The sequence below is a fragment of the Desulfovirgula thermocuniculi DSM 16036 genome, assembly GCF_000429345.1.
In the GTDB taxonomy this organism is placed as follows: domain Bacteria; phylum Bacillota; class Desulfotomaculia; order Desulfotomaculales; family Desulfovirgulaceae; genus Desulfovirgula; species Desulfovirgula thermocuniculi.
In genome coordinates, this window is the sequence record NZ_AUBR01000007.1 from 1 (window position 1) to 20022 (window position 20022).

The following is a 20022-nucleotide window of genomic DNA, read 5'->3' on the forward strand; positions in this document are numbered from 1 at the left end:
ACGAGCCGGGCGGCGTAATCGGGGTCGATTTTGGCATCGTCAAGCTGGCCGTTTTGTCCAACAACGTGTTTTTTGACGGCCGCCAAATAAGGTGGCGGAAAGAGCGCTGGGCTGAAAGAAGGTCCGCGCTTCAGCGGGCGGGTCGGCTTTCCCGCGTGAAGAGGGAAGCCGGCCGCGAGCGCAGGTGGATGCGCTACATCAACCACTGCCTTTCCAAGCGTATCGTCCAAATAGCGAAGGCCAAAAGCGCGGCCATTGCGCTGGAAAACCTGCTGGGCATCCGGGAACGGGCCAAAGGCTCCAAGAAGTTCAACCGCATGATGTCGGGCTGGAACTTTCGGGAGCTGGCTTCGTTTATCGAGTATAAGGCTGCGCTCGCCGGAGTGCCTGTAATCTACGTCGACCCCAAGGAGACTTCCAAGACCTGTCCGCGGTGCGGGAATGTTTCCCGCTACAACCGGAAAACCCATGCCTGGTTCAAGTGCATCAGGTGCGGCTACCAGTCCGATGCGGACAGGGTTGGGGCATTGAACATTGCCGCCAAAGCGCTCGATGCTCTCGGGGCATGACCCTGGGAGAAAGGGGAGCGTGGCACCCCCAAAGGCCAAGGTGATGATCCGGGTCGTCCGGGGAATGCTGGCTAACCTGCGGTTGATCAGCCGCCATCCCACGACGGGATGCCCCCCTATTCATTGGGGGGAGGATGTCACTAGTCCATTCTATCCCGCACCGCCCAAAAGAGTCAAGGCGGCGCGAGAGAGGGCAATCCCCGGGGGATAAAAAACGCCGGGGGAGGAGCACCGGCGGCGCTCCTCCCCCGGCTGCGGGGAGGAATTGCCGTTATGCCGTCTTGGCCTCCCGCTGCCACGAGGTGCAGGCTTTCTGGCCCAGCCAGCCCCGCACCTGCATGGCCTCCGCCACCCGCCTGATGGCCACCATGTAGGCGGCCACGCGCATGTCGACGTCCCTGTGCTGCCGGTACATATCGTACACTTCCCGGAAGGCCCGCACCATGATGCGCTCCAGGTTGCCGTTGACCTCTTCCTCCGTCCAGTAGTAGCCCGTGTTGTTCTGCACCCACTCAAAGTAAGAGACGGTCACGCCGCCCGCGCTGGCCAGGATGTCGGGAATGACCATTACCTTCTTCTGGCGTAAGATACCGTCGGCCTCCGGCGTGGTGGGGCCGTTGGCCGCCTCGGCCACAATTTTCGCCCTGACCTTCCTGGCCACCTCGGCGGTAATCTGGTTTTCCAGGGCCGCCGGCACCAGGATGTCGCAGTCCATGGTGAGCAGCTCCTGGGAGGTGATGTTCTTTGAACCGGGGAACCCCTTGACGGTGCCCGTCCTGGCCTTAAAGGCGGCCAGCTTCGCGGGATCCATCCCCTGCGGGTCAAAGGCACCGCCCTTGGAGTCCACCACCGCCACTATGCGGCAGCCCATCTCGTGCAGCAGGCGGGCCACGATGCTGCCGGCGTTGCCGAAGCCCTGCACGGCCACCCTCGCGCCTTCCAGGGGAAGGCCCAGCACGCCGGCCATTTCCCTGATCACTATGGCGCAGCCCCTGGCCGTGGCCTCGTGGCGGCCCAGGGAACCGCCCAGGCTTACGGGCTTACCGGTAATGACGCCGAAGGCGTTGTACTGGCGTATCTTGCTGAACTCATCCATCATCCAGGCCATGATCTGGGCGTTGGTGTAGACGTCGGGGGCGGGAATGTCCTTTTCCGGCCCGATCAGCGGCGCAATGGCCTGGATGTAACCGCGGCTCAGGCGCTCCAGCTCGCCGGGGGAAAGCTCCCGGGGATCGCAGGCAATGCCGCCTTTGGCACCGCCGTAGGGAAGCCCCACCACGGCGCACTTAAAGGTCATCCACATGGAAAGGGCCATTACTTCCTCCAGGGTCACCTCGGGGTGGAAGCGCACCCCGCCCTTCAAGGGCCCCGGGGCGTAGTTGTGCTGGGCGCGGTAGCCGGTGAAAACCCTGATGCTCCCGTCGTCCATTTCCACCGGGATGGCCACCGTCAGTACCCTCATGGGTTGCTTGAGGATCTCGTACACGGAAGCAGGCATGTTCAGCTTCTGCGCGGCTGCCTTTATCTGCTCCTGGGCGATTTTAAAGCTGTTCAGTTCTCCCACCGCAGGTTCCTCCTTTACCGGCGGGTCTTCGTTGACCCGCCCCTGCCCGTTGTCCCATGCAAATCTAGTACCAACCCGGCCGCCGGAGCCCCCGGGAGGGGACCCGCAATTTGCAGGGCCCGGCGGGAAACGCACCCCCGCCGGCGCGCGGGATTTCTCATTTTGGGATATCCGCCCTCCTAAAGTGAAACGTGCCGAAGCAAAACAGGGACGGGGGTAAAACGCTCCCGTCCCTGTCGTGGAAAGGTGGCGGGCCCAAACATCAGGCGGATGCCTTCATGGCCTGCGCGGCGGCCAACTCCAGGCCCAGCTCCAGCGCCTGCAGGTTTTGTGCTTCGCTCCCTTTTGGTACCCTGGCCAGCAGGGCCTCCTTTACGGCCTGGGGCGAGACGGCGCCGGTCAGGCCCACCAGAATGCCCAGTGCCAGCGCGTTGGCCACCAGCTCCTTCCCCATCCTTTCCTTGGCCAGGCGGCTGATGGGGAAGGAATAAACCCGTCCCGGGACCGGCGGCAGCCTTTTGACGTAAGTGCTGTCCACCACCACCAGCCCGTTCTTCTTCACCGCGGGCGCATACTTGTCGGCCGCCTCCTGGCTCATCACCAGCACCACATCCGGCACGCCGACCTTGGGGTAATCTATTTCATCGAGGCTGATAATCACCTCGGCCTTGCTGGCTCCGCCCCGCGCCTCCGGGCCGTAGGACTGGGACTGTACGGCATTCTTCCCCTCCCGCACGGCTGCGTCGGCCAGAATTACTCCTGCCAGGATAAGCCCTTGGCCGCCCGATCCGCTGAGCCTGAACTCCCAGGTTCCGGTCATGCTGCCTCATCTCCCCTCGCGGCACCTGCCCCACACCGGGAGGGCCGCCAGTTGTTTTGCCCCTTAAGTGTAGCAAAAACGATGCCAGGAACGCAAAGGCCGCCGAGAGGCAAAAAAGCGGCTAAAAATGCGGGCGGGGAAGAAAACCCCCCGCCCGCTTATCTCATTATGATATAAAAAGCCGTCTTAAACTGCGATGCTATCTGCCGCTCCCGCGGGGCGGGAAAGAGGGAAAGGCCGCTCCCCGCGCCCTCCGTCGCTGGATGAGAAGGCCGGCCAAAAGTAGCACAAAGCCCAGAAGGTCCGTTGCAACTCCCGGCGTAACCACAAGTATGCCGCCGGCAAAGAACAATACCCGCTCGGGTAAGGTAAGGTTGGTTATGAAGTAACCGTTTACCGCTGCCGCCACACCGGTCATCCCCAGAATTGCGGTGGTCACGATCTCTACGAGGTCGAGGGTGGTAGCGTTAATAAGGAGCAAAGAGGGATGATAAACAAACACGTACGGCACCAAGTAGGCGGCAATGGCCAGCTTTGAGGCCTCAACGCCGGTCCGCAGAGGGTTTGCCCTTGCAATTCCCGCACCCACAAAAGCGGCCAGGGCCACAGGGGGCGTCACGTCTGCAATGATACCAAAATAGAAGGCAAACATGTGCGCGGCCAGCGGCGGCACTCCCATCATGAGCAAGGCAGGCGCACAAATAGTGGAGGTAATGACGTAATTTGCCGTGGTGGGCACACCCATGCCCAGGATAAGGGAGGTAATCATGGTAAAGAAAAGGGTCAGGAAAAGCTTGCCGCCGGCCAGATCCACCAGCGCGGAGCCGAGCTTTAGGCCTACGCCCGTTTGCGTGACCACGCCCACGATGATACCCGCGCAGGCGGTAGCGGCAATTACTCCCAGGGCGCTCCTGGCACCCTGCTCCAGTGCCCTGACTACCTCCACTAGACCAATGCGGGTGCTTTTTCTCAAAAGAGAGGCTACTACGGCCAGCACAATGGCGTAAAGGGCGGCCTTCATGGGCGTAAAGCCTTCCACCAGGAGGTAAATTATGGCTACCAGGGGGATCAACAGGTGGCCCCTTTCCCTTACAACCACGGCAAGCCTGGGCAGCTCGTCCCGCCTCAAGCCCCTCAAACCCTGGCGCTTGGCCTCAAAGTGGACCTGGCACCAGACTCCCCAGTAGTACAGCAGGGCCGGGATGATTGCCGCCTGGATTATCTTGAGGTACGGTACGCCAATAAATTCGGCCATGAGGAAGGCGGCTGCACCCATAATGGGAGGCATGAGCTGGCCTCCGGTGGAAGCTGTGGCCTCCACCGCCCCGGCAAATTCCGGGCGGTAGCCAAGCCGCTTCATCATGGGAATGGTGAAGCTTCCGGAACCGGCAGTGTTGGCCACAGAGCTGCCGGAAACCGTCCCTTCTAGCGCCGAAGTTAGCACGGCCACCTTGGCGGGGCCGCCGGAAGCCCAGCCGGCAACGGCGTTGGCCAGGTCAATGAACAGTTGCCCCAGTCCCGTCCTCTCCAGGAAAGCACCGAAGAGGATAAATAAAAAGATGAACGTAGAGGAAACCCCTATGGGTATGCCAAATATTCCTTCGGTAGTAAAAAATTGATGCTGCACGAGGCGGGGCAAGTCGACTCCCCGGTGGGCCAAGGTTCCCGGCACGTAAGGCCCGCTCAGCGCGTAAGCAATGAAGAGCGTGGCCACAATGACTATGGGCCATCCCACCACTCTCCTCGCAGCTTCCAGAACCAGAATGATACCTAAAAGGCCCACAGCGTAATCCACAGGGGTAACCGTTCCTGCCCGCATGATTAGTTGCTGATAGAAAACGTCAATGTAGAGGGGCACGGCGGCTCCCAAAACGGCCAGCAGGGCATCAAGGGGGTGGATCCGGTGCCGCGACCACGATTTACGAGCCGGGTAAAGCAAGTAAATGAGGCAAAGGGCAAAGGCCAGGTGGATTGACCTTTGGAGCATGGCATCCAGCACACCAAAAGCCGCCGTGTACAGCTGAAAAAGGGAAAAGGTAACGGCCACAGCCGCTACCAGCTTCCCGGCAATGCCCGCCAGCTCACGGTAATCGGACTCACGGTCGTACTTCTTGAGTATTTCCTCGTGGCTAACGGCTGCATCCCCTTCCCGCAAGGTAGTGGACATTTGCCCCCCTCCTTAAATATTCAGCCAGCAATCTTACAGGCAACCGCGGGTAGGTTCTTATCTCCCAAAGTCTGCTCTCCCGATCGAGGGAGTCGAGGGCAAAGGCCTTCCCTCCCACCAGGAGGCGGTAGCCGTTGCCCGGCCACGCGTGCAGGTATATAACGGGAGGCATTTCCCTCTCCAGGCCGACAAGTTTCATTTCGCCCCCACCATATTCCCACCTTCCTTCTCCGGACAGAAAAGGGGTACCTGCCCCGAAATCCTGCACGGTAAGGCCCGCAAGAAAGATTTTTCCATTCCGGTAAAGGTAATCCTCCCTGACCGGCGCCCGGTTTACGGAGTGAATATAAGAAAGGGAAAAAGCAACGCCCTCTCTTAAAGGCCAGAGGGCCACCGCCCTCTCCGAGCTTACCACCAGGTACGGGCGTACAACCGGCGCCGAGATCATAAAAGCAAGGGCTAAGAGGCCGGGCAAGGCCGGCAGCAGGCAGAACTTCGCTCTGCGGCACACAAAAATCACCGCCGGGCACAAAGCTACCGGGTACCGCAACAACAGCCGGTACCCGGTAGCCTGGGTGTACTCACCGCCCGCTTTTATTTTTTATTTTTCTTTAAAGAACTTTTCTGCGCCGGGATGCAGCGGTATGGACAAGCCTTCTGTGGCGGAAGCTTTGGAGATCTGCTTGCCTACCGCGTGGGCGCTTTGCAGGCGCTCCAGGTTGGTAAAGATGGCCTTGGTGATGTTGTAGGCTAGATCGCTATCCATTTTGTCCGTCGCCACCAGCATGGCCCTCACGGCCACTGCTGTAACGTCCTTTGCCTGGTTGGGGTAGGTGCCAGCAGGGATGTTTATCCTGGTGTAGAACGGGTATTTCTTTGTTAACTTCTCCACCACCTCATCGCTCAGCGTCAGGAGAACCACCCTGTGCTGGGCGGCAATGTCCTGGATGGCCGCCGTGGGGAAACCGGCGGTCACAAAGGCGGCGTCAACGCTGCCGTCCTTTAGGCCGTTGGCAGCTTCCGCAAAGGAAAGATAGAGGGGCTTGATGTCGTTATAAGTTATACCGTGGGCCTCAAGTATTTGCCTGGCGTTGGCCTCCGTGCCGCTGCCGGAAGCACCTACCGCCACCCGCTTGCCCTTCAAGTCGCCCACATTTTTAATGCCGCTTCGTTCCAGGGTCACGATCTGCACCGTTTCAGGGTAAAGGGTAGCCAGCGCCTTTAGGCCCTCCACCTTTTTGCCCTGGAACATCTCCGTACCGTTGGCAGCGTAGTAAGCAATATCGTTCTGCACGAAGGCCAGGTCCACGCTGCCGTCCTTGAGCATGTTGACGTTGGCCACCGAAGCGCCGGTGCTCTGGGCGCTGGCGCTGACACCGCTAACGTTCTTGTTCAGGATTTCGGCTATCGCCCCGCCCAGGGGGTAATAGGTACCTGCCGTGCCGCCGGTGGCAATGTTAATAAACTTTTTTGCCGCTGGCTTTTGCTCGCCGGGCTGACCCTGGGAAGTAGTTTTATCCTTCCCACCACAGCCGGCTAAAACCAAAAGCGCCACAAGTAAAAGGACAAGTAGCCCCCTGCTTTTTGTGACCACAAAAATCCCTCCCGGTAAGCTTTTGGCCTTTTCAGGTAACTGCCGGCAGTGTGAGGCAATAAAAACTTACCCTCACCACCCCCAAGCCCTAGCGGCTATACGGCTCGATAGTGCGCTCGGTTCAGATCCAGCATGGTGTACAGTCCTGGCGGCAATTCCGCCAGCGCCGGAATGCAGTTGACCACAACGGCCGCCGTGGCCAGGTCCCCGTGGACTCCTCCGGCAACCTCAAAGGTTAGAGGAGGGGTGCCGTTAATGGTAATGCGGTCCAGGGATTCCCCTCCCAGGGTCATGGTAAGATCCAGGCGGATGGCCGCCTCACCATCTTCCCGGTACCCCGTGGCCACCTGGTGCAGGCCGGCTACCCGGCCCGGTAAAACCTCTACCACGCCCCCTACGATAGGCCGATCGGCTATTACAGGGGTAACGCTTTCCTCGATTTTTGCCAGGGACCAGCCCAGGCCGGCAGCCAGCATGGCCACGGATTCTGGTAGCCCGACGTGGCCGATCTTGCCTTCTCTACGCCCTTGTTCGAACTGCTCGGGGGTGAGCCCCACGCCCACTTTAACCTGTAGGGGACCGCGACGGCTGGCCACATCAACCTTTCTCCGCACTTCCAGGGCGCTGACCTCCTGGGCGCACAGGGTTAAGACCAGAGGCAGGAAATCCATAATGAAGCCGGGGTTGACGCCGGTGCCCAGCACCTTCCCACCGCCGCGCCTGGCCGCCTCGGCAAGAGCAGCGGCCTCCTGGGGGTAGCGCAAGTAAGGGTAGCTCAGCTCTTCGCAGGTGGAAATAACGGTGCAGCCCACTTCCAGCAACTCTAGCAACTGGGGAGCCACGGCGGGAAGAAAAGAACCCGTGGCGTGGGTAACCACCGCGCCGCCGCCCGCCGGGAGAACTTCCTGGAAGCTGCCGTACACGGGGACGCCGAGCTTTTCCTCCCAGCCTATCACTTCCCCCAGATCGCGGCCCGCCTTATGGGGGTCACTGTCCACCGCCGCCAGGAACTTGTAGCCGCGCCGCAGGACCACTCGCGCAATGGCGCACCCCACCGGACCTAAACCGTACTGGATTAGCTGCAAGTGCCCATCCTCCTTGTTACAGGTTTTCTATATTCCCCACAAAACGGCCAATATCCTTTTTCACAGAATCTTTTTTTATGACAGGCTCTTCTGCCTGCCGGGTAATTCCAGCCGCGGCGCGAGCCCGTAGCGGGCAATCTTGCGGTAAATGGTGGCCCGGCTGATGCCCAGGGCCTGGGCGGCCTTGGTCTTGCCCTGCTCCGTCCAACCGAAGTGATCCAGGGCCCGCAAGATGGCCTCCTTCTCCAGCTGCTCCAGGGTAACCCACCTCTGACCGCCGGCAAAATCCGGCAGGGCCGGGCGGTGGCCCCCCTCCACCACGGTGCGGGGCAGGCTATCCACGTCAATGTATTCCCCTTCCTCCAGGTTCACGGCGTATTCCACGGCGTTAACCAGTTCCCGCACGTTGCCCGGCCAGCTGTAGCTCAGGCAGGCTTCCACGGCCCGCGGCGTGTATCCCTTGATGTTCTTGCCCAGCAGCTGGTTGTAGTGCCGGCGGTAGTGCTCCAGGAGCAGCCTGATGTCCTCCGGGCGCTCCCGCAAGGGAGGGATGTAAAGGGGGATCACGCTTAACCGGTAGTAAAGGTCGTCCCGGAAGTGGCCCTTTTGCATCATCTCCTCCAGGTTGCTATTGGTGGCGGCAATGATGCGGATGTCCACGGGGATCAGCCGGTTGCCGCCCACCCGTTCCACCTGACGCTCCTGGAGCACGCGCAGGAGCTTGGCCTGCAGATACAGGGACATATTGCCGATCTCGTCTAAAAAGATAGTGCCCTGGTGGGCCAGCTCGAACTTCCCCGGCTTGCCGCCCTTCCTGGCCCCGGTAAAGGCCCCCTCCTCGTAACCGAAAAGCTCGCTCTCCAGCAGGGTTTCGGGAATGGCCCCGCAGTTGATGGCCACGAAGGGCTTATTTTTCCTGGGGCTGGCGGCGTGGATGGCCCGCGCAAAGATCTCCTTGCCCGTACCGCTCTCCCCGGTAATGAGCACGGTGGAGTGGCTGGCGGCAATCTTGGCCGCGCGGGCCTTAAGCTCTTTAATGGCGCGGCTTTCCCCGATAATATCATCAAAAGTAATAATTTTCTGGGCGCTCATGAACTGGTAGGCCAGCTTCTCGGTCTCCTTGAAGTCCCGGAAGGAGGCCACCACCCCTACGGGCTTACCCTCGCTGCCCAGGATGGGCCTGGCGGTGACCAGGAGGTGAAGCCGGCGCCCCCTGGCCTGGACAAAGCATTCCCGCGAGGTAAAGCCACCGGGGTTATCCAGGGCCTTTAAAAGGGGCAGGCCGCTCAGGTGCTCTTCCAGGGGCCGGTGGAGAATTTCTTCCCGGGGTATGTTAAACATGCGCTCGGCGGAAAGGTTGAAGTGGGTGACCAGGCCCTGAGCGTCCACGGCAATAACCCCTTCGTCCACCGCATCCATAACGGCGCTGACCTGCCCGGCCATGACGATCTTTTCGGCCACCGCCTCCGCCTCCAGAGCTTTGGCGGCAATGAGGTCGGCCATGCGCCCGATAAACTCCATCAGGGAGCTGGTGCGGCTGCACAGGGTTTCCTTTTGCTCCTCGCTAAAGGCAATGAGGCTGATGGTCCCGAGAACTGCTCCCTCGGCCACAATGGGGTAAACAATGGAGGCCTTGTAAAAGCACTTGCCCGTTAAGGGGCAGGACATGCAGATGGGGTGGAAGCCGGCCTCCTGGATGAAGACGGGCTGGCTGGTCGTCAGCACGTGCTTGTTGACAAACCCGCGCAGGAGCCGGGTACCCACATCGGTGCGCACCTTCCCCGTGCCGGCCACCCTGATTAGCTCGGGGTCTATTACCTCCACCTCAACGCCCAGGGCGGCGGCGATGGCCTCGGCCACCCGCTGGCAGTCCTCTTTTATGCGGCCTAATTTGTTCATCTGACCCCACCCGCAGTTTACCGTTTATTCCGGCACCACGTATGCGCAAAAGCTGCACCCGCCAACCGCAACCCGGTAGTGGGCCCCGCGGCTCCCCCGCGGGCAAAGCATGTGGGATAAAAGACGTATTTTTTCCCGGTAGCGGGCATAAGCCCGGTGCGCTTCGGCCAGGGAAACGGCGGCAAAGCGCATAAATTCCCCCGGCCTGGCCTGCGCCACCTTCCAGAGGTCGCAGGTAATGACGGTGGCAATCTTGGCGTAGCCGCCGGTGGTCTGGCGGTCCTGCAGCATGATGATGGGTTGCCCGTGCCCGGGAACCTGCACGGCTCCCGGGGGAATGCCGTCGGAAATAATGTCGGGCCCTTTTAAGTGCTCAATTGACGGCCCCTCCAGGCGGTAACCCATGCGGTCGCACTCGGCGGTCACCCGGTAAGCGCTTTCCAGGAAGGTCTTAATACCCCTGGCGGTGAAGTGGTCGTCCTGGGGGCCCAGGACCACCCTCACCACCCACGTCGCCCCGGGCCGCGGGACCCTGTATTCCTCCGGCACGTGCTCCGGGGGGATCCTGCGCCCGGCCAGCCCGCCCAGGGGGACCCGGGGCGTTCCGCCACGCAGCACATCCCCTTCGCCAAGCGCCCTTCCTTCCAGCCCGCCCACGGCGCCGCGCAGGTAGGTGGACTTGCTGCCCATCACCGGCGGCACGTCGATGCCCCCGGCCACGGCCAGGTAGGCCCGGCAGCCGCACCTGGCCCAGCCAAAGGCCAGCACGTCTCCCGGCGCCACCCGCACGGCTTCCCACATGGGCAGCGGCCTGCCGTTTAGCCGCGGGTCCATGTCGGCCCCGGTGACGGCAATCACCCCGCCCTCCAGTATCTTTAGCACGGGGCCCGCCATGGTCAGCTCCAGGGCCGCCTCATCCGGCGGGTTGCCGACCAGCAGGTTGGCCAGCTGGAAGGCAAATTCGTCTGCCGCCCCGGCCACGGGCACCCCGAACTCCTGGTACCCGTGGCGCCCCGCATCCTGCACGGTGGTCAGAATTCCGGGTTTTTCCACCAAAAAGGCGGCCATACTAGCGCTCCTCTCCTGCGGCAGGAAGCGTTTTAACCTCGTAAGCCCCTCTTTCCACCGCCGCCTTTATTTCCGCGTACTCCTGCGGGCCCACGGGAACGAAGCGCACGTAGTTGCCCGCGGCCAGCAAGACCGGCGGCTGGCGGTGGGGGTCGTAAAGTTTTAAGGGCGTGCGGCCGATTATCCTCCACCCGCCGGGGCTATCCACGGGGTAAATGCCCGTCTGCTCGCCGGCAATGCCCACCGATCCGGCGGGAACCAGGCTGCGGGGCTTTTCCAGGCGGGGGGCGGCAATGGCCCGGGGCATGCCGCCCAGGTAGGCAAAGCCGGGGGTAAAGCCCAACATGTAGATGAGGTAATCCACGGAGGAGTGGACCCTGATCACTTCTTCCGGCGCCAGCCGGCAGTGGGCGGCCACATCCGCCAGGTCCGGCCCGTACTCGCCGCCGTAGGCTACGGGGATGAGGTATATCAGGGGGCGGGGGAGCTCCATTTGCCCGAGGTTTGCCGCGAGGCGCGCGATGTGCTCGACCAGCCGCTCGTAGGAAAGCTCCAGGGGGTCGTAATAAACAAGAAGGGAGCGGTAGGTGGGGACGGATTCCCCCAGCCCCGGCAGGCGGTTTTGCCGCAGGGCATAGTGCAGGCTGCGCACGCGGTAGTTTATCTCCGGGTTTATCTCGCTGCCGAACTCCACGAGGAGCGCTCGGTCCCCGGCGGGGAGGAACCTGGGCAAATCATTCATCCCGCACACCTGCCGTCAGCGCAAAGGCCTCACCAGCACGCCGGCGGCCACCAGCGCTTCCTTTAATCGGCGCGCAAATTCCACGGCCCGGGGATTGTCGCCGTGCACGCAAATGCTGTCGGCTTCGATGGCAATCTCCTCGCCGGTGATGGCCCTCACCTTTCCCTCTGTAACCATGCGCACCGCCCGCGGTATGGCCACCTCGGGGTCGTGAATGACCGCCCCCGGCACGCCCCGCGGCACCAGGGTCCCGTCGGCATGATAAGCCCGGTCGGCAAAAACCTCCTGGGCCACCGCCAGGCCCGCCGCCCGCGCCGCCTTGACCATTTCCGACCCGGCCAGGGCTAAAAGCACCAGCCCTTCGTCCACCGCCTTTACGGCCTCCACCACGGCAGCGGCAATGCGCGGGTCCCTGGCGGCGGTATTGTACAGCGCCCCGTGGGGTTTAACGTGCGTCAGCTTGACCCCCGCAGCCCTGGCAAAGGCCATTAGCGCGCCCACCTGGTACATGACGTACGCCTTTACTTCCGCGGGAGAAAGGCTCATGTCCCGCCGGCCAAAGCCCTGCAGGTCGGGATAGCCGGGGTGGGCGCCCACGGCCACCCCGTGCGCCGCCGCCAGGGCCACCGTGCGCTCCATGACCAGCGGGTCGCCGGCATGCAGCCCGCAGGCAATGTTGGCCGAGGTGATGTATTTGATGAGCTCCTCGTCCAGGCCAATGGTGTACGCGCCAAAGCTTTCCCCTATATCGGCGTTTAAGTCCACCGCCTTTTGCGCCGCCATCTCGCCAAGCAACCCCCCGCCTTTACTTTTCCTTTTGGGCCAGCCTGGCTACCAGTTCCTCGTACGTGGCGGTAAATTCCGGCGCCTCGGCCCGGTAAAGCTCCCCGATGACGATCTTGTCCCTGAGTTCCTCCGGGCTCATTTTGGCGGCCTGCTTTACGGTCACCGCGTGGTCCCGCTGCCAGAGGAGCATCTGCAGGCCGTTGCCCAGCTTGTTCCTGCGCCCGTAGGCCGTGGGGCAGGCGGTAATGGCCTCGATGACGCTAAAGCCTTTGTTCCTCGCCCCGGCCACAATGAGGTTTTTCAAGAGCCCGGCGTGGTAGGTGGTGGCCCGCGCCACGTAGGTGGCCCCGGCGCCCCTGGCCAGCTCGGCTATGTCAAAGGCCCTCTCCAAATGGCCGTAAGGCGCCGTGGTGGTTCGCTTTTGCACCGGGGTGAGGGGCGAATACTGGCCCCCGGTCATGCCGTAAATGCTGTTGTTGAAGATGACCGCCGTGAGATCGATGTTGCGCCTGGCGGCGTGGATGAAGTGGTTGCCGCCTATGGCCGTGGCGTCGCCGTCGCCCATGAGCACAAAAACGGTCAGCTCGGGGCGCGCCAGCTTGATGCCCGTGGCAAAGGCCAGGGCCCTCCCGTGGGTGGTGTGCAGGGTGTTGAAGTCCAGGTAACCTGCCGCCCGCGAGGAGCAGCCGATGCCTGAAACCACCACCGTTTTATCCGGGTCACAGCCCAGCTCGTGAATGGCCTTCACCAGGGCCGAGAGCACAATGCCGTTGCCGCAGCCCGGGCACCAGATGTGCGGGAGCCTTTCCTGGCGCAGGCTGGAAACTACCTGGTTAAGCATGTTCCGGCACCTCCCGCAGGGCGGCCAGTATTTCCTCCACGGTGATCAGCTCCCCGCTGACGCGGTGGATTCCTTTTACGGCGGCGCGGCCCCCGACCGCCCGCTCCACCTCCAGCCGTAGCTGACCCAGGTTCATCTCCGCCACCACCACGAGGCGAACCCTCTGCGCCAGCTCCGCCACCTCCCTTTCCGGGAAGGGCCAGATGGTCACCGGGCGCAGGAGCCCGGCGTTAATACCCGCCGCGCGGGCCTCCTTTACCGCACGCCTGGCCGCCCTGGCCACCGCCCCGTAGGCCACCACGGCCACCTCTGCGTCCTCCAGCATGTAGCGCTCCACGCTCAGGATGTCGTCCAGGTGATCGTATATCTTGCGGTGGAGGCGCAAGAGAAGCTCCTCCGCCACCCTGGGGTCGGTGGTGGGGTTCCCCTTTTCGTCGTGCACCAGGCCCGTCACGTGGTAGCGGTAGCCGTCCCCGAAGTTGGCCATGGGCGGCACGCCGTCCTCATCGGGCCGGTAGGGGTAGTAATCTCCCGGAGGCACGCGGGGCTTCTTGCGCTCGACAACCTCCACTTCCTCCGGGGGCGGGAGGACCACCCGCTCGCGCATGTGGCCCACCACCTCGTCCATAAGCAGGATGACCGGGACGCGGTATTTTTCCGCCAGGTTCACCGCCCGCACGGTGAGATCAAAGGCCTCCCGCACCGAGGAAGGGCACAGGGCGATTACCGGGTGATCCCCGTGCGTGCCCCAGCGGGCCTGCATGACGTCCCCCTGGGCCGGGGCGGTGGGGATGCCCGTGCTGGGGCCCCAGCGCTGCACGTTGACAATGACGCAGGGTATTTCGGCCATGGCCGCGTAGCCGATGTTTTCCTGCTTTAAAGAAAAGCCCGGGCCGCTGGTGGCCGTGAGGGCCTTCAGCCCCGCCAGGGAGGCGCCGATCACCGCGGCCATGCTGGCAATCTCGTCTTCCATCTGGATGAACTTACCCCCCACCAGGGGAAGACGTTCGGCCATCAGCTCGGCAATTTCCGTAGAGGGGGTGATGGGGTACCCGGCAAAAAAGCGCACCCCTGCCGCCAGAGCCCCTTCCACCACCGCCTCGTTGCCCTGCATCAGGCGGGCAACGCCTGCCGGACCGCTCATTTTTCTTCCACCTCAACGGAGATGACAAAATCCGGGCAGTGGTCCTCGCAGCGACCGCAGCCTATGCAGGCGGCGGGTTCCGCCACGGTCACCTTCCCGAACTCGTCGAGCTTCAGCACTTCCTTGGGACAGAGGGCCACGCAGATGCCGCAGCCCTTGCACCAGTTCCGCTGCACCTCTAACCTGACCACTTTTGGTGCGGCAGCGCCTGCCATAAATGCTCACCTCGCAGATGCTCTGGTAGCTTTACCCTGTGTCTACGGGTACGCCTCTTGCAAAAGTAATACCAGATGTCATTAAAAATACCGGCATAGCCACGCCCTGCCATCCCGCAAGGCCTCGGAAAAGCAAAGGCGGCACAGCCCCTCCGTTAATTATATCATAATGAGACACACCTGGCCTCTCAAAATGCGACAAAACGGGCTGGCCGCCGCTTGGCGTCTCAAAGTTAGACACTTTTTGTTTTTAAAGTTAAGGCGCCTACGGGACAGGCCAGGGCGCACGCCCCGCAGCCGCTGCACCCCGCCCGGGCCAGCGGCACTTCCCCGAAGGTGGTCACGCGCCGCTCGTAACCGCGCCGGGCAAAGCCCAGGATGCCCGTCCCCTCCCGGCGGCAGGCGCGCACGCAGCGCCCGCAGAGCACGCACTTCCCGGGGTCGTAGCGCACCGCCGGGCTGCTGTTGTCCACCGGCAGGTCCCGCGCGAGCTTTCTATAGCGCACCAGGCGCAGGGGAAGGCGCCGCGCGCGGGCTATTTCCTGCAGCGTGCAGGCGCGGTTCTTTGGGCACCGGGAGCACTCCAGGCGGTGGGCGGAGAGGAGCAACTCAAAGGCGGCGCGCACGAGGCGGTCCACGCGGGGGCTCCTGGTGCGGACCACCAGGCCGTCCCTGGCCGGCTCGGTGCAGGCAGTCACCGGTCGGGGGTAGCCCTCCACCTCCACCCAGCAGAGCCGGCAGGCGGCCGGGGGATCTTCTGCCCCGGGCACGGCGCAGAGGTTGGGGATGTAAATGCCGTTCTCCAGGGCCAGCCAGAGGATGGGGCGGCCCGCCGGCGCCTTAACCTCGCGATCGTCAATGAAAAGGGTGATCTTTTGCACGCTATTTTGCCCCGCCCTTTCTTTCCAGCTCCCGCACCAGCTCCGGCGGCGAAAGCTTGATTACCGCCTTGTACTGGGGCGGGCAGGCTTCCATGCAACTGTTGCACTTCACGCACTTCTGCTGGTCGATGACCTTGAGGCGGTCCTCATTGGTAAAAATAGCCTCTACCGGGCAGCTGCCCACGCAGGCGTCGCAGGACCGCTCGCACTTCTCCGGCAGGATGTAGTAGGCAATGAGGGCCTGGCACATCTTGGCCGGGCAGCGCCGCTCTTTAATGTGGGCCTCGTATTCCTCCCGGAAGTAGCGCAAGGTGGAGAGCACGGGGTTGGGCGCGGTCCTGCCCAAGCCGCAGAGGGAGCCGGCCTGCACATCCTCGGCCAGCTCCAAAAGCAGCTCCAGGTCCTCCGGGCGGCCTTCCCCTCTGGTAATTGACTCTAGTATCTCCAGCATCTGCCTGGTGCCCAGGCGGCACATGGTGCACTTGCCGCAGGATTCCTTCTGGGTAAAGTCCAGGAAGAAGCGGGCCACTTCCACCATGCAGTCGTCCTCGTCCAGTACCACCATGCCCCCGGAGCCCATCATGGCCCCGGCCTGCGCCAGGGAATCAAAGTCCACGGGCAGGTCCAGGCAGGAAACGGGCAGGCAACCCCCCGAGGGCCCGCCAATTTGCACGGCCTTAAAGGCCTTGCCCTTGGGAACGCCGCTGCCCACCCCAAAGATGAGCTGCCGCAGCGTGGTGCCCATGGGCACCTCCACCAGGCCGGTGTTGACTACCTTGCCCGCCAGGGCAAAAACGGCCGTGCCCGGGCTCTGCGGGGTGCCGATGCCCCTGAACCAGGCGGCGCCCCGCTCCACGATGAGGGGCACGTAGGCCAGCGTTTTTACGTTGTTGATGACCGTGGGCCTGCCCCACAGTCCTTTTTCCGCCGGGTAAGGCGGGCGGTGGCGCGGCAGGCCGGGCCGCCCCTCCATGGAGGCAATGAGGGCCGTCTCCTCGCCGCACACAAAGGCACCGGACCCCTGGAACACCTCCACCTCAAAGTCAAAGCCGCTGCCCAGGATGTCGGGGCCCAGGAGGCCGGCGGCGCGGGCGTCCCGCACGGCGGCCTTCACCCTCTCCACGGCCAGGGGGTATTCGGCCCGCACGTAAAAGAAGCCGCGCCGCGCGCCCACGGCATAGGCGGCAATGGCCAGCCCCTCTAAAACCTGGTGGGGGTTCGACTCCAGGATGGTGCGGTCCATGAAGGCGCCCGGGTCGCCCTCGTCGGCGTTGCAGATGACGTACTTCTCTTCACCGGGCGCCAGCCGGCACGCTTCCCACTTTTTGCCGGTGGGAAAGCCGGCTCCCCCGCGCCCCCTTAAGCCGGAGGCCTTTATCTCCGCCACCACTTCCTCCGGGGAAAGGGAAAGGGCCTTGACCAGGGCCCCGTAGCCGCCCAGGGCCAGGTAATGGTTGATGTCCTGCGGGTCGATGAGCCCGCACTTTTCCAAAAGGACGGCCCGCTCTACCTGGCCCCGGGGGAAATCGCTAAAAGCGGGCACCAGTTCGTTGGGCTCCAGGGCGGCCAGGGCAAACTCCAGGCAGGGGTCGTCCCCGCCCAGGAAATCCTGCACCAGGCGCCTGGCTATCCCTTCCGTCACGTAGCCGTAGCAAATTGACGGGAAGCCGGGCTTGGCAATCACCACCAGGGGCTCGGCATAGCAGTGGCCCATGCAGCCCACTTCCACCACCCTGGCATCCAGCCCCTGCTTTCTTATTTCCTCTTCCAGCACCTTTAACACTTCCAGCGCTCCTGCCGCCCGCCCGCAGGTGGCCGCGCCCACCAGCACCAAGGGCCCTTTCCGCAGGGCTTCCCAGGCTTCACGGGCCCGGCGCTTTAGCGCGGCAAACTTCTGCTGTAGCGGAGAGTTACTGTCCCTCAATTGACCTCGCCTTCCTCCTGCCGCCCTTTTTTAACCTTCACGCCGAAAGAAAAGAGCAGGCCGTCCACGCGCGTGGGGGTAACCCTGCCGTGCACTTCGTCGTTAATTACCGTCACGGGGGCCATGCTGCAGCACCCCACGCAGGCCACTCTTTCCAGGCTGAACTCCCGGTCCGGTGTAACTCCCCCCACCTCAATGCCCAGGCGGCGCTTCCAGCAGTCCAGGATGACGGTGCCCCCTTTCATGTGGCAGGCCGTACCCAGGCACACTTTAATTTGCCGCCTGCCGGGGGGAGTGAGGCGGAACTGGTTGTAAAAGGTAACCACCCCGTAGACGTCCACGGGGGGTATGCCCAGCTGCCCGGCCACCTCTTCCATGGCCTCCAGCGGCACGTAGCCCAGTTTTTCCTGAATTTTCTGCAGGATGGGCACGAGGCTGCCCCTCGACCGGGGAAACCCCCGCACGGCGCTCCCGGCCGCCTCGCGGGCCGCCCTCTTTTCCTCTTCCGTGAGCAGCACCATAGAAAACGCAACCTCTCCCGCCCGCAAATTTTTAACCTACCATAACATACCCCGGGTGGTATAGTCAAGAAGCAAAAATTACTCCCCCATGGGGGGAGTTCTCTCGTCAGCCGGTTAACTGTCCAGATTGCGCCTTTCCAGGTACTTTTCCAGCTTGCGCTTAACCCTCTGCAGGGCGTTGTCAATGGACTTTACATGGCGTTTCAGGTCCTCGGCAATTTCCTGGTAGGACTTTCCTTCCAGGTAGGACATGAGCACCTTCCATTCCAGGGAGCTTAAGATCTCGCCCATCTTTTCCTCTATATCGTAAAACTCCTCCCGGCTGATGATGAGCTCTTCCGGGTCGGTTATCCTGGCGCCGGAAATGACGTCCATCAGGGTGCGGTCGGAGTCCTCGTCGTAAATGGGCTTGTTGAGGGAAACGTAAGAGTTGAGGGGTATGTGCTTCTGGCGGGTGGCCGTTTTCACCGCCGTGATGATCTGGCGGGTGATGCACAGCTCGGCAAAGGCCCTGAAGGAGGAGAGCTTGTCCAGCCTGAAATCGCGTATGGCCTTGTAGAGCCCGATCATCCCTTCCTGGATGATGTCTTCCCGGTCTGCGCCGATGAGGAAGTATGAGCGTGCCTTGGCCCGCACGAAATTCTTGTACTTGTTGATTAAATACTCCAGGGCCGCCTCATCACCCTCCCGAGCGTACTCCACCACCTCTTCGTCTTCCATCAGGTGGTAGCAGGGCACACAGTCCTTCTGGGCGCTCAGGCTCACACTTTTCCCCCCCGCATGGCATAAGAAGAAAAAAAGAAGAGCCTTACCCCGCCTGCAGAGCCCGGTTATGCTCGCTTCCCGGCCTTTCTTTTCCGCGAACGGAGCAAGGGCATCTCCTCACCAATACCCCTCTTTTAAATGCAGCCTCTCATATTATAGATCCGCACCAGACAAACCGTCAATGACCATCTTTGCGCCAGCGTTCAAAAATATTCTTAATTGTCTCTTCCAGGCGGTTTTCCAGGTAGCCGTCGGCCGGGCGGCCGGTGGTGTAAAAGCGGCGCCCCTCCAGGGCGGCCCGCTGCACCTTTTCCCGCAGCTCCCTGGCCGTCAGGCGGTAAGCACCCCGGCCCAGGATGACCCGCTGCTCCATCCCGTCACCGGTGGCCACGTAGACCACCCCCCGCCGGGCCAGCTCTCCGGCCAGCTGCTCGATTACCTCATCGGCGGTAACGCCGCCGGGCGTGTAGATGACCTCCACCCCGCCCGCGTCCTCGGCATGGCCCCTGCCCTTCAGGCGGTGGGCGTCGAAAACCACCACCACATGCTCGCCGCTCAGGGCGGCATAATTCACCAGTATGTCCACCAGCCGGGCCCGGGCGTGCTCCATGCTGGTGCGGTAGATCCTTTCCAGCTCCGGCCAGGCATGAATGATGTTGTAGCCGTCAACGATGAGGTATTCCTCCATGGGCCTGTCTCCTCTGCCGCAGCACCTCGTAGGCCAGCAGGGCCGCCGCCACCGAGGCGTTGAGGGAAGTTACCTGCCCCCGCATGGGCAGGCTGACCAGCTGGTCACACCTCTCGCGCACCACCTTCCCCAGGCCCCTGTCCTCCCCCCCGATGACCAGGGCAATGGGCCCGGTCAGGCGCGCGTCCCAGTAAACACAGGGAGCCGTGCTTTCGGCCCCCACCACCCAGATACCCCGCTCCTTCAAGTAATCGATGGTGCGGGCCATGTTGCCCACGCGGGCCACCCGCACATGCTCCAGGGCCCCCGCCGCCGCCTTGGCCACCGCCGGGGTGAGGGCGCAGGAGCGGCGGCGGGGGATGATTACCCCGTGAACCCCCGCCGCATCTGCCGTGCGCAAAACGGCCCCCAGGTTGCGGGGGTCGGTCACCTCATGGAGCAGGATGAGGAAGGGCTCCTCGCCGCCGGCAGCCGCGAGGATCTCCTCCACCGAAGCGTAGCCCTTGGGAGCGGCCAGCGCCACCACCCCCTGGTGGGGGATGCCCCCCACCAGGTCGTCCAGCCACGCCCTCTCCACCTGCTGCACCGGCACGCCCTTTTCCCTGGCCAGCCGCAGGATCTCGGCCACGCCGGCCCCCTTTATCCCCCCGGCCACCAGGAGTTTGTTTAGGGGGCGATTGCTCAAGAGGGCTTCTTTTACCGCATGGCGCCCGGCAACATACTCCTTATCCTCCACCCCGCACTTCCTC

General features: G+C 62.9%; 20 protein-coding genes. 1 reads left to right on the forward strand and 19 read right to left on the reverse strand.

Features of this window, described 5'->3' with window-relative positions:
- Positions 1 to 569 (forward strand): RNA-guided endonuclease InsQ/TnpB family protein (locus G454_RS17405; RefSeq protein WP_035106678.1); only part of this gene is annotated, 569 nt, incomplete at its 5' end.
- Positions 570 to 840: 271 nt separating this feature from the next.
- On the opposite strand, the gene G454_RS0102720 is transcribed toward G454_RS17405, so the two are convergent.
- The 19 genes from G454_RS0102720 to rlmB all read right to left on the reverse strand — a co-directional run bounded on the left by G454_RS0102720 (position 841) and on the right by rlmB (position 20009).
- Positions 841 to 2133 (reverse strand): Glu/Leu/Phe/Val family dehydrogenase, encoded by a 1293-nt coding sequence (locus G454_RS0102720; protein WP_027717364.1) that lies wholly within the window; start codon positions 2131 to 2133, stop codon positions 841 to 843.
- A gap of 262 nt (positions 2134 to 2395) precedes the next feature.
- Positions 2396 to 2953: a 2-oxoacid:acceptor oxidoreductase family protein gene (locus G454_RS0102725; protein WP_027717365.1), complete on the reverse strand. Its 558-nt coding sequence runs from the start codon at positions 2951 to 2953 to the stop codon at positions 2396 to 2398.
- Between the two features lie 199 nt (positions 2954 to 3152).
- Positions 3153 to 5120: a TRAP transporter permease gene (locus G454_RS17410; protein ID WP_051275793.1), complete on the reverse strand. Its 1968-nt coding sequence runs from the start codon at positions 5118 to 5120 to the stop codon at positions 3153 to 3155.
- Positions 5083 to 5631: a DUF1850 domain-containing protein gene (locus tag G454_RS0102735; RefSeq protein ID WP_156896624.1), complete on the reverse strand. Its 549-nt coding sequence runs from the start codon at positions 5629 to 5631 to the stop codon at positions 5083 to 5085. Before G454_RS0102735 ends, G454_RS17410 begins: the two co-directional genes overlap by 38 nt.
- 90 nt (positions 5632 to 5721) lie before the next feature.
- On the reverse strand, positions 5722 to 6714 hold the full coding sequence (locus G454_RS0102740) for a TAXI family TRAP transporter solute-binding subunit (RefSeq protein WP_051275794.1): 993 nt from the start codon (positions 6712 to 6714) through the stop codon (positions 5722 to 5724).
- Positions 6715 to 6809: 95 nt separating this feature from the next.
- A complete protein-coding gene (locus tag G454_RS0102745; protein ID WP_027717368.1) occupies positions 6810 to 7799 on the reverse strand; it encodes an NAD(P)H-dependent amine dehydrogenase family protein in 990 nt (329 codons plus the stop codon).
- Between the two features lie 75 nt (positions 7800 to 7874).
- Complete coding sequence (locus G454_RS17415; protein ID WP_035106682.1) at positions 7875 to 9698, reverse strand: sigma-54-dependent Fis family transcriptional regulator; 1824 nt, start codon at positions 9696 to 9698, stop codon at positions 7875 to 7877.
- 24 nt (positions 9699 to 9722) lie between these two features.
- On the reverse strand, positions 9723 to 10766 hold the full coding sequence (locus G454_RS0102755) for a 5-oxoprolinase subunit C family protein (RefSeq protein ID WP_027717369.1): 1044 nt from the start codon (positions 10764 to 10766) through the stop codon (positions 9723 to 9725).
- A gap of 1 nt (position 10767) precedes the next feature.
- On the reverse strand, positions 10768 to 11508 hold the full coding sequence (pxpB, locus tag G454_RS0102760; RefSeq protein WP_027717370.1) for a 5-oxoprolinase subunit PxpB: 741 nt from the start codon (positions 11506 to 11508) through the stop codon (positions 10768 to 10770).
- Between the two features lie 15 nt (positions 11509 to 11523).
- Complete coding sequence (locus tag G454_RS0102765) at positions 11524 to 12291, reverse strand: LamB/YcsF family protein (protein WP_027717371.1); 768 nt, start codon at positions 12289 to 12291, stop codon at positions 11524 to 11526.
- 22 nt (positions 12292 to 12313) lie between these two features.
- Complete coding sequence (locus tag G454_RS0102770) at positions 12314 to 13135, reverse strand: 2-oxoacid:ferredoxin oxidoreductase subunit beta (RefSeq protein ID WP_027717372.1); 822 nt, start codon at positions 13133 to 13135, stop codon at positions 12314 to 12316.
- Positions 13128 to 14279: a 2-oxoacid:acceptor oxidoreductase subunit alpha gene (locus G454_RS0102775; RefSeq protein ID WP_027717373.1), complete on the reverse strand. Its 1152-nt coding sequence runs from the start codon at positions 14277 to 14279 to the stop codon at positions 13128 to 13130. The genes G454_RS0102770 and G454_RS0102775 overlap by 8 nt, the downstream gene beginning before the upstream one ends.
- Positions 14276 to 14470: a 4Fe-4S binding protein gene (locus G454_RS0102780; RefSeq protein WP_245574292.1), complete on the reverse strand. Its 195-nt coding sequence runs from the start codon at positions 14468 to 14470 to the stop codon at positions 14276 to 14278. The genes G454_RS0102775 and G454_RS0102780 overlap by 4 nt, the downstream gene beginning before the upstream one ends.
- A gap of 257 nt (positions 14471 to 14727) precedes the next feature.
- Positions 14728 to 15375 (reverse strand): 2Fe-2S iron-sulfur cluster-binding protein, encoded by a 648-nt coding sequence (locus G454_RS0102785; RefSeq protein WP_027717375.1) that lies wholly within the window; start codon positions 15373 to 15375, stop codon positions 14728 to 14730.
- Between the two features lies 1 nt (position 15376).
- Positions 15377 to 17224 (reverse strand): NADH-ubiquinone oxidoreductase-F iron-sulfur binding region domain-containing protein, encoded by a 1848-nt coding sequence (locus G454_RS0102790; protein WP_211229923.1) that lies wholly within the window; start codon positions 17222 to 17224, stop codon positions 15377 to 15379.
- 71 nt (positions 17225 to 17295) lie between these two features.
- Positions 17296 to 17820, reverse strand: a complete 525-nt coding sequence (nuoE, locus tag G454_RS0102795) for an NADH-quinone oxidoreductase subunit NuoE (RefSeq protein WP_156896625.1) — start codon at positions 17818 to 17820, stop codon at positions 17296 to 17298.
- Between the two features lie 114 nt (positions 17821 to 17934).
- Complete coding sequence (gene sigH / locus G454_RS0102800; protein WP_027717378.1) at positions 17935 to 18585, reverse strand: RNA polymerase sporulation sigma factor SigH; 651 nt, start codon at positions 18583 to 18585, stop codon at positions 17935 to 17937.
- Between the two features lie 178 nt (positions 18586 to 18763).
- On the reverse strand, positions 18764 to 19273 hold the full coding sequence (locus G454_RS0102805) for an NYN domain-containing protein (RefSeq protein WP_027717379.1): 510 nt from the start codon (positions 19271 to 19273) through the stop codon (positions 18764 to 18766).
- Entirely contained in the window at positions 19251 to 20009 is a 759-nt protein-coding gene (rlmB, locus tag G454_RS0102810) for a 23S rRNA (guanosine(2251)-2'-O)-methyltransferase RlmB (RefSeq protein WP_027717380.1), read from the reverse strand. The genes G454_RS0102805 and rlmB overlap by 23 nt, the downstream gene beginning before the upstream one ends.
- Positions 20010 to 20022: the final 13 nt, after the last annotated feature.

Excerpts from the sequence above, each read along its gene's own strand:
- G454_RS17415 (WP_035106682.1), bottom strand. The coding sequence starts at position 9,698 with ATGAACAAATTAGGCCGCATAAAAGAGGACTGCCAGCGGGTGGCCGAG.
- nuoE (WP_156896625.1), bottom strand. The coding sequence starts at position 17,820 with ATGGTGCTGCTCACGGAAGAGGAAAAGAGGGCGGCCCGCGAGGCGGCC.
- pxpB (WP_027717370.1), bottom strand. The coding sequence starts at position 11,508 with ATGAATGATTTGCCCAGGTTCCTCCCCGCCGGGGACCGAGCGCTCCTC.
- G454_RS0102725 (WP_027717365.1), bottom strand. The coding sequence starts at position 2,953 with ATGACCGGAACCTGGGAGTTCAGGCTCAGCGGATCGGGCGGCCAAGGG.
- G454_RS0102755 (WP_027717369.1), bottom strand. The coding sequence starts at position 10,766 with ATGGCCGCCTTTTTGGTGGAAAAACCCGGAATTCTGACCACCGTGCAG.
- G454_RS17410 (WP_051275793.1), bottom strand. The coding sequence starts at position 5,120 with ATGTCCACTACCTTGCGGGAAGGGGATGCAGCCGTTAGCCACGAGGAA.
- G454_RS0102765 (WP_027717371.1), bottom strand. The coding sequence starts at position 12,291 with ATGGCGGCGCAAAAGGCGGTGGACTTAAACGCCGATATAGGGGAAAGC.
- G454_RS0102805 (WP_027717379.1), bottom strand. The coding sequence starts at position 19,273 with ATGGAGGAATACCTCATCGTTGACGGCTACAACATCATTCATGCCTGG.
- G454_RS0102775 (WP_027717373.1), bottom strand. The coding sequence starts at position 14,279 with ATGAGCGGTCCGGCAGGCGTTGCCCGCCTGATGCAGGGCAACGAGGCG.
- G454_RS0102770 (WP_027717372.1), bottom strand. The coding sequence starts at position 13,135 with ATGCTTAACCAGGTAGTTTCCAGCCTGCGCCAGGAAAGGCTCCCGCAC.